Genomic DNA, 12504 nt, shown 5'->3' with positions numbered 1-12504 from the left:
GGAACCTATGAAAAAATCAGCAATAAATGGTTTGGAATGAATATTCTGTAAAAGTAAGTTTCTTTATTCATACTAAAAAATCTTTACGATCAAAGCTGTTTCTAAGCAACTTTGATCGTTCCTTATCTTCTCTAAAAAATTTTAGACACTGTTTTTTCAGTGCCTTCTTTTCTGAACTTTAGCGACGCATTGATTTCAGCACCCAGCAAAAATATAATACTGCTCAAATAGATCCAGGTAAGTAAGGCAATTACGCTACCAAGGCTACCATAAATCGCTGAGTAGTTGCCCAGATTATCAGCATAAAATGAAAATGCCATCGATACGATAATCCAGCAGGCAGAGGCCGTAATCGTACCAGGAAGCACCTCTTTAAGCGTTAATCGACAGCTTGGGGCATTATAGTAAAGGGATACAAAAACAATCATAATTGCAAATATGGCGATAACGAATCTCAGATAACCCCAAATCATTACAAATGTCTCCGTAACGCCAAAAAAGCCAAAAACCTTTGAACCGAGAATGCCGCCTAATACAATCAGGATCATCGAAGCGATGATAACAGTGCTCAGTTCAAGCGTAATCACTAACGAAACCACACTTTTTTTCCAGAAAGGCCTTGTTTCTTCCTGGTCATAGGCTTTGTTGACACCACGCATGAGATAGCTGACGCCAGTGCTGGCTGACCATAATCCGAATAAAATCCCAAAGGCCAGTAAACCACTGCTTCTGTTTTTAACGGTCTGATCAAAGATCGAACTGAGAATCTCGTACACCTCTGCGGGCATGATCGCATAAAGAGGCTCAAACTGGCTTTGAAAATCCCCCAGTGGAATAAACGTAATCAGGGTAATTAAAAAGATTAAAAACGGAGCAATCGATAAGAGCAAGAAATAAGTTATTTGTGCGCCCACCGAGATTAAATCATCGTTTAAAAATCTGACATACAGATCTTTAAACAACTTAATGAGGTTATCTTTCTTCATGGCACCACCTCCTGATTAATGTCCCCGATGTTTCTTCTTTTTCTTTTCCTGCCGTAGTTCAAATTGTTGTTTTCGTTCTGCTTCTGTTTTCTGCCGATTAAACGCTTTCCGGGCCATCTTTTTGTTTTCCTGTTCTTCTTTTAAAGCCTGTTGAGCCTTGGTACCAATGCTTTTTGTTGCCATTTGCCGATTGATATTCCGCCTCATCCGTTTGGGATTGATCCGTTTTTCCAGCGTCTTTTCATCCGTAATCGGCTGGCTAAATTGAAGCTGGTCGTAATTTTTAAGCAGAAAATCATAGATTTCCCCATCTTTGGGTTCTGAGCCGAAGGTTACCTTGGCAACTTTTAGCCTATCACCATCTGTGCTTTCAAAGACGCCAACCCAAAAGGGGTCGTCAAAAAAAACCGTCAATTTAACTGTTACTTTGTCCATATCGAGTTCCTCCTAGAATGTGTGACAAAGAACGGACAACCTTAGGAGGCAGGTTACTGACGGTATCAACCGCGTCTGGACTACCAACCAGAACTGTGTTTTTATCTTATGATGTTATTATAACACGATGGCCGGAATGATCAAGTGCATAACTTGATCATTCCGGCCATTTTTGACAATCATTTACTTTGGCAATTTTCCATAAGCACCATAATCTTTAACCATCTGGTCATAAACCTTGGCACCTAATAATTCCATTGACACTTCATCCATAATATCACCAGGCTCGACATCCTTGAACTGATCTGGATAGAGCACCTTTCCAATTGAATAAGCATCAGCAATGGCGACTTCAACATTTGTTCCATATAAAATATAAGGTAGAATCATCTCAACATCATTGTTTTTAAAAGCGCTGAGACTTTGATAATATTCCGGATTTGTCGACATATCCGCTTTCACTTTTTCAATCCCGTCAAAATCGATGAATATCTTGTTGGGATTCCATTGCAGCAATTGTTCTTTATCAATCATCATACTACCGGTTTTTCCCGTCTGATCCACAACGTTTATTGCACCAACAGCCACAAAAGGCGGATACAAAGCTCGGGTACTTTCAATTCCCTGGGCGCCTTTAGATCCCAATGCCCCAACATAGGAGGTTACCTTTGCACCATCATCGATCCCTTCTGTTCGCTTTTTTAAATCAGCTTCATAACCTTTTACAAAATCAACCACTTCTGTTGCTCTTTCGTCGGTCCCCATAACCTGGCCAATAACTGCCAACGACTGATAAAGAGTATCATCAAACAATCCCGAAGAACCACTGCTCAAAGCAATTACCGGAATACCCGTTTTGTTTTGAAGTTCATCTGCTGCCGCAGTATCGGTGGCCAGGGTTGTAAAGATAACATCCGGCTCAACCTTAAGAATCTGTTCCGGATCGAGAGTACTATTCGGACCACCAGCCCCAATTGTGGTCAGGCTGGTAAAACTGGGGTTGGCAATAACATAAGGTTTGCCCACTGACGACTTTTGATCAATGCCTTCAATTCCGACAATTTTTTTTACATCACCAACATAGGTATATAAACGTAAGGCCCCAACTCCGGTTGCCACAATTTTTTCCGCTGGTCCTGCTAATTCGACAGTCCGACCCAAGGTATCGGTAACCGTGATCATTTCATCTGCCGTTGTCCCCCCTTCGGTAGAACAGCCCGCCATCATTAAAATCAACACCGCCGACAACACCAGAGCTAATATTCGTTTTCTTTTCATCGCTTCTCCTCGCTTCTTTTATATTGGAACCACAACCGAACGATTGTTGACTTGCTCAACCGTTACGTCTACCCCATATACTTCTTTTATATTTGCTTCGGTAATAACCTCCTTCCCACCGGCAGCATGGATAACACCGTCTTTTAGTAAAATATACTGATCGGCAAAGCGTAATGCCAGATTCAGATCATGAATAGTTACCACCGCCGTGATATTTTTAAGGTAGGCAATTTCTTTGATCAATTGAAGCACCTCCAATTGATTTTTTAGATCCAGGCTGCTCGTTGGCTCATCCAGCATTAGCACATCAGTTTCCTGGGCTAATGCCCGACCAATTAACACCTTCTGATATTCGCCGCCGCTTAACTCATCGACATTTTTTAATGCAAATTTTTCCAAATTTAACATCTTGATGGTCTCATTGACAATATTTAAATCATTCTTCCCCACATCCCATTTGATATAAGGTTTTCTACCAATCAGAATCGAATCAAAAACTGTCGTGGTTGTACTTTGATTACTCTGAGAAACATAAGCCACTCTCTGGGCCAGCTCACTCTGCTTAAACGCTTTAATATTTTCCTGATCAATTAAGACACTCCCGCCCTGGGGCTTCAAGATTTTGTTAATACACTTAAGCAAAGTCGATTTCCCGGCGCCATTTGTTCCCAGTATCGCCAAACATTCCCCGCGCTTCATGGAAAAAGAGATCCCTTTTAAGACGTTTTGGCAAGGATAATCAAAAGCCAATCCTTCAACTTGTAAATTCAACGACGTTTACCTCCTTTAAGTAAGAGATACAAAAACAGGGGTGCCCCTAAAAATGATGTCACTGCTCCCACCGGCAATATAATGGGGGAAATAATCGTTCGGGCAAAGGTATCCGAGACCAGCAACAAAAGCGCCCCCATTAAGGCAGAAATGGGAATCAAAAAGCGATGATCCCCGCCGATGATCCGCCTGACCATCTGTGGTGCCACCAAACCGATAAACCCAATCACACCAAGAAATGATACCGTCACTGCGGTAATCATCGATGATACCAGCATGCCGCCAAATCGGGTTTGCTCGACATTAACCCCCAAACTCTTAGCGGCATCGGCACCATTGTCCAGTGCATTATAATCCCAACGCTTCATCATAAAGTAGATCATCGCAAGACCCACCACCGCAGCCAAAATATAAACCTCTGTCCAGCCAGCCCGACCCAGGTCCCCAAAGGTCCAGAAGATAGCGGCAGCAATCTGCACTGATTCAGCAAAATACTGAATCAAGGTAGTGCCTGCTCCAAAAAGAGAGCTCAGTGCCACCCCTGCCAGAACAATAGACTCCGGCGAAAAACTGCGCATTCGGGACAGCAGCAAAATTATCATGGTCGCTCCCATGGAAAAAGCAAAGGCAAAAATCGTTACCAGATAAGGATTGTTGACAATAATCGGCTGCGCTGCCGAGCTTTGCACCGTCCCAGCACCCAATACAATAATAGCGATATTGGCACCAAAGGCAGCTGCACTGGAAATCCCCAAGGTAGAAGGCGATGCTAACGGATTTCTTAAATTATTTTGCATCACACATCCGGCCACTGCCAAACCTGCACCGGCAATAACCGCGGCCAAAACTCGGGGCAGACGAATCCGCCATACCACTACACTAGAGATTTCGGTACCAATGCTCATCAGGGTTTTGACAATGTCGGTGGGGTCCAATTCCATGGCCCCACTATTCATGGCAAAAATGGCTACCACCAGCAACAAAGCGCAAAGAATGAGAATCAACACGGTTTTTTTGCCCGTGAATTTCTGGTATAATTCCAGGCTGTCGCCCTCCACCTCAATCACGGCACTTGGTTTTTTTAGCATCTTTATCTCCCGTCTATTTGAGCAGACAGAACAGACCACAGCAATTGACCGTTTTTGGAATAGTTTATATCTTCAATCTGTCCGTCTTTGCTTTTATTCTTAAGATAATCCCGAATCGTCTGTTTTGTCTCTTCATCGGTAGCCCTTAACATATGGGCATAATAATTGGTTGCTTTTTCCAGCTCCCAAATCTTTGTCCGTTGATTCTCACTATGTTGAAACTCCGAAAAAAAGCCCATATCCCATAATATATTAAAGGCGTAATATAAGGTATTCCGGTAGTCAGCGGTGCGGTTTTCTTTATTCAGTGCCACTCGTAGTTCATTTCCAATTTTATCTTCTTTGATCAGGTGTCCACTCATAAAACAATAGCCTTTGGAGGCCTGATTCATTTTTTTTAATTCCTCGGGGCCGCTAATAGCTGGGCTCATAGAAGCAAAAACGAGATCAAAATAGCCTTCCCACCCTTCTGCGGCCAAATCCGCCTTTTCCCAGGGCATAACCTTAAACGTAAAAAAATCAGCCTTTACACTGGCAGCATTTTCCTTTGTAAAATCAATCATATTAGGGGAAATATCAATCCCCACTACTTCACAGCCCATTTTTAAGAATTCTTTGGAATAGCGCCCAGCACCACATCCGATATCCAGTACTCTCGCTCCCGGGAAAATAGCATCCTTGCTTTTTAAAAGCGACAGTACCGGATCATCAGCCATTTCCCTCTTTCCCATCTCATTAAACTCCGAAGCCCGATCATCCCAAAACTGCTGGGTTTCATTTAGATCCGTCTTTTTTTTGTTGTCAACCCATTTTTCCTCAAAAGTCATCGCTTCTCCTCTTTTCTTTTTTCATTATTTTAAACGCTTTTAATTTCTTTAATCGCTTACCCTGGGCAAATAAAAAAAGAGCTTCTTTTATTAATAAAAGAAACCCTTCCCATCTCAAGGTATTCTAAATCATGCGGCCAATCATCCCCTGGCATATTTTTTAAATCAAGGCAGGTCTCCTGACTAACAGTTCATCCTATTCTCACCTTCCCAGGCTTTAGCCCAGTGGTTTTTTAAGAATTCGTCCCTGTTCACAGTGGTGGGTCCGTGCTTTCTAAGCTTCCCTATTCTCCGATCTTCATGATCGGCACCTTGAATGATAAGTTATTAAATTAAACTCATTTGATAAAATCAACGCCCAAAATTTTTTAGGCTAACGTTTTCAATAAGTTGTCTGTGTTTTTATGTTACAAACCACTAACACGTTTTTGACATAATACCATTATAATTTTTTTATGTCAACCACAAAACTCTATATTCTGATCTGTTTATAAGAATTTTATCTGTGAAAAATCAATACAGCCATCGTCACTGACCATTTTTGAATCGGCGTGGACATACTCAATTTTTCCGACAAACATTTCGTGAGAACCGGTGACAATTGAGTCTACAATGCTACATTCAATATTAACTGGGCAATCGGCAAGAATCGGAGCATTGACAAATTTAGCTTCTTCTAAATTGACCTTCATCACCGCCAGCTTATCTTCATCGCGTTTGCTGTGGCTACCCAAATATTTAAAGGTTTCTTCATAGGCTTGATCAACCAGATTCACCACAAAACAGCCGGACTCTTTAATCAGATGATACGAATACCGTGAGGGTACAATCCCGACCATGACCATCGGCGGATCATAACTGCAGTTTCCGCAATAGCCCACCGCCAGGGCATTGTTTTCGCCATTTAATCCCCGACAAGATACCAACACCTTAGCCACTGGATTTAAACACGACTTCATATTTCCTTTTACTTTGTTCATCATTTTCTCCTTGTTCTTTTTTATTTTTAAATAATAACCCGGCTACCGGTTGCCAGATAATTAACCTGTTCTCCCAGCATCATTTTTAGGATTTGATAAGGCTCTTTCCCAGTACAATGGCAGGTGTAATAAATTGTCGCAGTTTTTTTGAGTTCGTTACCAATTTCCTCAATCAATTCTTTTGCCTCCGGTTTTTTTCGGGTGCGATTATAAAGATGAAATCCCCCAATGACAACAGTCGGCTGCATATCATAGTTTGATGCCATATGATCAAGAATGTTAACGACTCCCTTATGAGCACAACCTGCCACCAGCACGACCTGATTTCTTTCCCGGATGATCAGGTTCTGTTCATGACAAAAATCATCTGCCATCCGTAGCCCATCTTTTTCCATCAGCAGGTCAGCGTTGGCCGTAGAGCAACAGCGTTCTCCCTGAACATTTGAAAAAATGCACAAAGCATCATCGATGACGAAATCCGCTGCCAAAAAGATAAAGCGCGGATTAGAAAACAGTTCCTGATCCAGACCGATATAGGCCTCCCCGTCTGCTCTTTTAGAATAATGATTTTCAAAGGCTTGACCATTGATATAGATTGCGGCCTTATCATTGATCTTAAGAAATGTTTCTAAACCACCACCATGATCATAATGACCATGACTAATGACCAGGGTATCCACTTCGCAAAGGTCAACCCCCAGTTTTTTTGCATTTTCTGCAAACAGACCGCTGGCACCCACATCAAATAGCAATTTATGGGTTTCGGTTTCAATGTATAAACTCAATCCATGTTCATTTTTGAATTCTTCAGACACCGATGTGTTTTCAGCTAATGTTACAATTTTCATTTAGCCACCCTCAGCCTTTTAGTTTTCACTTTTTTCTGTCTGGCCCTTCGTTTTTTCTAAATCTGCCTGGTCCATCACTGGTGCGTTTCTTTTAATAACTTTATTCAACCTTCGTCCGCAGCCACAGCCTTTTCCAAGCCCATATGCGTTTATTCCCGAGCATCGACCTAGTCCTTTTCCACTGCCGGAACCCCGACCATGTGGTCCTGTTTGATCTCTTCCTGGCATTTTAATGCCTCCTTTTATTGTTGACATATGTTATTTATACTTTTATTATAAGGTTTATCAAACATATGTCAACAATTATTTTAATTTCCCATTACCTTACTCAAACTGCGCCTGATACATCTGCCAATAACTGTCGCCCTTCGCCATCAGTTCTTCGTGGGTTCCCTGTTCCACCACATCACCCTGATCTACTACCAGAATCAAGTCGGCATTCTGGATCGTTGACAACCGATGAGCAATGACAAAACAGGTTTTATCTTTCATCAGATGACGCATGGCCTCCTGGATCTTTTTCTCGGTGCGAGTATCGACGTTGGAAGTGGCCTCATCGAGGATCAGCATTTTGGCATTTAACAACATCGCCCGAGCAATCGTCAAGAGCTGCTTCTGGCCCTTGGAAATATTGGTTCCTTCATCACTCAAAATAGTTTCATAGCCATGGGGCAGATGCTCAATAAACGAATGAATGCGGGCAGCTTTGGCCGCCTGCACCACCTCGGCCATTGTGGCATTCTCTTTACCATAAGTCAGATTTTCATAAATCGTACCATGAAAAATCCAGGTATCTTGAAGCACCATAGCAAAGGATTTTCTCAGACTGTCCCGGGTCAGTTCCTGGACCTCATTACCATCGACATAAATATTCCCGGCGTCAGTATCATAAAAGCGCATCAACAGATTAATAATGGTGGTTTTCCCGGCCCCGGTCGGGCCGACGATGGCAATCAGCTTGCCCGCCTCTACCTGCAAGCTGAGGTTTTTAATAATTACATGATTGGCATCATAGCTAAACCGAACATCTTTAAGAACAATATCACCATTTACATTGGTCAGTGCTGTCATTTTTTTTGTATCTCTGGCCTCTGACCGTTCATTTAGCAAGGCAAAGACCCGTTCAGCCGCTGCCAGGGACGACTGCAGATCGTTCATGATATTGGCCATCTCATTAATGGGTCCGGAAAACTTTCGGGAGTACAACACAAAGGAGGAAATCTGCCCAATCGACATCGCTCCGGCCAGATATAATAGTGCACCAAAGACACTGATGCAGGCCAAAGACAGGTTGTTAATAAAATTAATGGTGGGAAAAATCATACTGCCGTAGTATTCGGCCTGATAATAAGCCGCTACCGCTTCTTTATTCTTAATATTGAATTTCTCAATGGTATGCTCTTCCTGGTCGTATATTTTCAAGGTCTTTTGGCCCGACACCATTTCCTCCACAAAGCCATTGAGCTCCCCCAATTTTCGGGATCGCCGACTAAAAAGGGGCCGGGTTTTTTTAACCAGGTAACGGGACATAAAGATCGATGCCGGTACGGTAAAAGCAAAAACAAGCACCAATTTAGGCGAAATCGCCAGCATCATCAAAAATGAACCCAGGACGGTGATAACTGCTGAGGCTACCTGAATCAGGTCGCTGGAAATCGAACTATTGACCGTATCAATGTCATAAGTAATCCGGCTGATAACGTCGCCCGTCTGATGCAGATCAAAATACCCCACCGGCAGATCCATCAGCTTATTAAAGACATCCTTGCGCATCGCATAGGTAACCTGACGGCTGACCCGGATCATCAGCACTTCCAGAATATAGGTCAGTCCGGCTGAGCCGATATAAAAAATGACCATCCAGAAGGCGTAATAAAACACCTGCGAAAAATTGACCTGACCGGTTCCAAGTTCGATGGCATCAATGGCGTAACCCGAAAGCAATGGCCCCACCAGTGCCAGGAGGTTACTTCCAATGGTTAAGACAATGGCCGCAAACAACCGCCATTTATAGCGCATCAGATAGCCGCCCAACTGGATCAGGGTACCTTTGCGGTTTTGCGGTTTCTCAAATTTTTGTGATCGTCTCATCTCAGGACACCCCCATCTGGGAATGACTGATTTCCCGATAAACGTCACAGCTTTTCATCAGATGCTTATGCTTGCCATAGCCGATGATCGCACCGTTTTCAAGCACCAGAATATGATCGGCATGGCGGATCGAACTAACCCGCTGAGCCACAATAATAATCGTGGTATCATCAAAATTTTCCTTGATGGATTTGCGAAAAGCCGCATCTGTTTGATAGTCCAAGGCACTCGATGAATCATCTAACACCAGTATTTCCGGCCGCGAAGCCAGTGCTCGGGCGATCAGAATCCGTTGCTTTTGACCGCCACTGAGGTTGGCACCTTTGATAGTCAGCTGTTCGCAGGACTTACCTGATTTTTCATCCACAAATTCTTTGGCACCGGCACAATCAATCGCTGCTGTAACGGCGTCTTTAGAGAGATTTCTGCCCAGATCGATGTTTTCCTCAATGGTGGCTTCAAAGATCATATCATTCTGAAAGGCCACCCCGAACTTTTGATGCAATTCCCGGGGATCCATCGTTCTAACGTCACGACCATCGATGAGAATCATCCCCTCGTCCACATCATAAAGCCGCATCAACAGGTTCAGCAGGGTCGTTTTGCCAGCACCAGTTTCACCGATAATTCCCAAAGTTTCCCCTTTGGCCAGTGCAAAAGAAATATTGCTCAGATTAGGTTCCTCTTTATTATACGAAAAGGAGACCTCTTTAAATTCCACAAAAACGTCCGTTTTGTTCGTTTTAATCACTTCGGCTACTTCCTGAACTTTTAGTGCATCCACACTATCTAACGCCTGGATAATCCGATCTGCCGAAGCTGTGGCCTTTGGCCACATTTCAAACATTCTGGAAATGGCTACAACGGCATGAAGAATAATCGTAAAATAGGTCATAAAAGCCAGAATGATCCCCACTTCTGAGGTACCATTATTGACACCATAAGCCCCCATTACCACGACCCCAACCAAGCCCATATTCAGACAGATATTCATGGCTGGCGAAATCACCGCTACCGTCATCCGGGCTTTTTTCTCCCGGTTTACGACATCGGTATTAATGGCATCAAACCGTTTTTTCTCATAGTCTGTTTTAGACAGGGCCTTAATCACCCGGATGCCATTGATATCTTCTCTGACCACTCTGACAAAGCCGTCAAACGCCTTTTGCAGTCCAGCAAAAAGCGGCATGCTTTTTCTCGAAACCAGGGTAATCAATACCGCCATAATGGGCATAATGCCAATTAGTACCGTCGCCAAAACCGGGTCCAGGGTCATCGTGATAATGATACCACCAACCAGCATAATCGGTGCCCGAACCCCCAGCCTTTGGATGCGGATAATCATCTGGTGAATGATGTAGGTGTCGGATGTTAACCGCGAAATTACCGACGGCTTGGTTAGCGTATCCATTTGGTGATTGGAAAAATACATTACCTTGGCAAATAGATCATGCCGAATCACCTCGGTGGCATCACTGGCCACCCTGGCCGCCATACGATTGGCAATAATGTTAAAGACCAGCCCGATGATCGCACAGACCACCATCACAACGCCCCAATAAAATATCGGCAACCATTCATTTAACGGGATCACCTGATCAATAATCGTGGCCAGAATTGAGGGAATAATCAAATCCATGATCGAACCGGTAAATTTAAAGAATACCCCAAAGGCCATCCGGCCATAATAGGGTTTTAAATATTCTGTAATGATTCGTTTCATGTTCTACCTCCCCTCTATTTTTTTGCTTATTTGCTACACTTTTATTATTGTAAGCTTTTTTTTAAGAAAATTCATCTGATTTTTTGCATTCGACAAACAAAAAAGCAACCCCATGATTCGGCGGTTGCTTTTTTATGATACCGATGTGATATCGGAACGCTTCAGAACCCGGATTCTTGATCCTGAAAAATCTCATTTAATGGTCGGCCATCACCCTTAAAAAAATCAATCCCCAGACTCCTTGCCATTGTTGGTGCGATATCGACCATTTGAATTTCACCTAACTGAAAGTTACTTTTTATCCGTGCGCCGGAGGCCACGAAAACGCACCGGTAACCCTGTTGATCGGGCTTATCTGGTAAATAACCATGGGTTGCCTGCTCGTCTTTTGATGCGTCCATCGCCTCAATAACCGGGCCTTCCAGATCGTCCTCAAAACAGTAGCCGATTTTCGCTTCCAGCATATAAGAAACGGAGTCCTCGGCATGATACTGACCCAGTTCCTTTCGGTTATATAGTTTTTCAATTCCAAAACAGTCCTCGCAGATGGCCTGATTTAGAATCGCGACTGCCATTTTCTCGGCTTCGCTGTCATTTTTGCGCAAATGCAGATAAGCTGCGCCCCCAGCCCCCTGGATATAGGCCCGCCATTGCATTTTTTTGTTTTCTTCAAAAATAAGGCCTTTTTCTTTTAATAAGGCATTGAGCTTTATCTTATAGTGGACATTAATCTGTCCATGATCCCCCAGCACAAGAAAGGTCGTATTCTCTTTGATCCCCGCTTCTTCGACTGCCTGAATGAGATCGCCCAACCTTTTATCCATCCGGATGATGGCTTCTTTTACTTCCGGACTGTCGGTACCATGCTGATGCTTTGCGTCATCCAGGTCAATGAGGTGCATTAGCAGTAAATTGGGTTTCTTTTTTTTAATCGTATCCACCGCGCACAGGGTTGTAAAATCATCCAGATATGGTTGTTTGAAGCCTTTTCTAAAGCGTCCAAATTTCTTTTCCAGGTCGAGGCAATAAAGTGGACTGCCGTTTCTTAAAATTTTCAGCACCTGGTTTTCCTTTTTAATGGCCCGGATCTCGGGCAAGTTATAATCAATGGCCGTTCTACCCGTCACCGGCCAAAGGATTCCGGCTGATTTAAGATGATGCTTTTTTAAGCAATCATAAATCGCCGGCACCTTGATTTCATTTTTATACCAAAACCAGCGCTGCTCCGCTTCCTTTTCAAATGGCTGAAAAGGATTATTATGATAGATTCCGTGTTTGTCGGGATAGACTCCGGTTACCATGGTCGTATGAACGACATAGGTCAGGGTCGGATAAACACTTTTTAATTGAGTACTATAAGCACCGTCTTTGATCAGTTTTGATAAATTGGGAAGCCTGCTTGCTTGTTCCCAGTTATCCTGTGAAAAGGCATCGTAAGAGATGACCATTAAATAGTTTGATTTTCCTGGGCCCATCT

General features: G+C 43.2%; 12 protein-coding genes and 1 riboswitch. All 12 genes read right to left on the bottom strand.

Annotated elements, in window-relative coordinates:
• Positions 1 to 131 precede the first annotated feature (131 nt).
• Positions 132 to 986: a YihY/virulence factor BrkB family protein gene (locus U2P91_RS03660; RefSeq protein ID WP_322519030.1), complete on the bottom strand. Its 855-nt coding sequence runs from the start codon at positions 984 to 986 to the stop codon at positions 132 to 134.
• Positions 987 to 1001: 15 nt separating this feature from the next.
• On the bottom strand, positions 1002 to 1421 hold the full coding sequence (locus U2P91_RS03655; RefSeq protein WP_322519029.1) for a YjdF family protein: 420 nt from the start codon (positions 1419 to 1421) through the stop codon (positions 1002 to 1004).
• A 183-nt stretch (positions 1422 to 1604) separates the two neighbouring features.
• Complete coding sequence (locus U2P91_RS03650) at positions 1605 to 2699, bottom strand: iron ABC transporter substrate-binding protein (protein ID WP_111888802.1); 1095 nt, start codon at positions 2697 to 2699, stop codon at positions 1605 to 1607.
• A gap of 18 nt (positions 2700 to 2717) precedes the next feature.
• Positions 2718 to 3470 (bottom strand): ABC transporter ATP-binding protein, encoded by a 753-nt coding sequence (locus tag U2P91_RS03645; RefSeq protein WP_111888801.1) that lies wholly within the window; start codon positions 3468 to 3470, stop codon positions 2718 to 2720.
• The gene (locus U2P91_RS03640; RefSeq protein ID WP_204355411.1) at positions 3467 to 4558 is read right to left on the bottom strand and encodes a FecCD family ABC transporter permease; all 1092 of its coding nucleotides are present in this window, start codon (positions 4556 to 4558) and stop codon (positions 3467 to 3469) included. Before U2P91_RS03640 ends, U2P91_RS03645 begins: the two co-directional genes overlap by 4 nt.
• A gap of 2 nt (positions 4559 to 4560) precedes the next feature.
• On the bottom strand, positions 4561 to 5385 hold the full coding sequence (locus U2P91_RS03635; protein ID WP_322519028.1) for a class I SAM-dependent methyltransferase: 825 nt from the start codon (positions 5383 to 5385) through the stop codon (positions 4561 to 4563).
• A gap of 151 nt (positions 5386 to 5536) precedes the next feature.
• Positions 5537 to 5715: riboswitch (cobalamin riboswitch) on the bottom strand.
• A gap of 158 nt (positions 5716 to 5873) precedes the next feature.
• Entirely contained in the window at positions 5874 to 6365 is a 492-nt protein-coding gene (locus U2P91_RS03630; RefSeq protein ID WP_111888799.1) for a flavin reductase family protein, read from the bottom strand.
• A gap of 26 nt (positions 6366 to 6391) precedes the next feature.
• Entirely contained in the window at positions 6392 to 7213 is an 822-nt protein-coding gene (locus U2P91_RS03625; protein ID WP_322519027.1) for an MBL fold metallo-hydrolase, read from the bottom strand.
• 18 nt (positions 7214 to 7231) lie between these two features.
• Complete coding sequence (locus U2P91_RS03620) at positions 7232 to 7441, bottom strand: DUF5320 domain-containing protein (RefSeq protein ID WP_322519026.1); 210 nt, start codon at positions 7439 to 7441, stop codon at positions 7232 to 7234.
• A 96-nt stretch (positions 7442 to 7537) separates the two neighbouring features.
• Positions 7538 to 9304, bottom strand: coding sequence for an ABC transporter ATP-binding protein (locus tag U2P91_RS03615; RefSeq protein WP_322519025.1), 1767 nt, complete (start codon positions 9302 to 9304; stop codon positions 7538 to 7540).
• 1 nt (position 9305) lies between these two features.
• Positions 9306 to 11027, bottom strand: a complete 1722-nt coding sequence (locus U2P91_RS03610) for an ABC transporter ATP-binding protein (RefSeq protein ID WP_322519024.1) — start codon at positions 11025 to 11027, stop codon at positions 9306 to 9308.
• 161 nt (positions 11028 to 11188) lie between these two features.
• Positions 11189 to 12502, bottom strand: a complete 1314-nt coding sequence (locus U2P91_RS03605) for an alkaline phosphatase family protein (protein WP_111888784.1) — start codon at positions 12500 to 12502, stop codon at positions 11189 to 11191.
• Positions 12503 to 12504: the final 2 nt, after the last annotated feature.

Source organism: Acetobacterium sp. K1/6, assembly GCF_034438075.1.
GTDB lineage: Bacteria > Bacillota > Clostridia > Eubacteriales > Eubacteriaceae > Acetobacterium > Acetobacterium carbinolicum.
The sequence above is the reverse complement of the archived record's forward strand: the minus strand, read 5'-3'. Positions and strand labels throughout refer to the sequence as shown.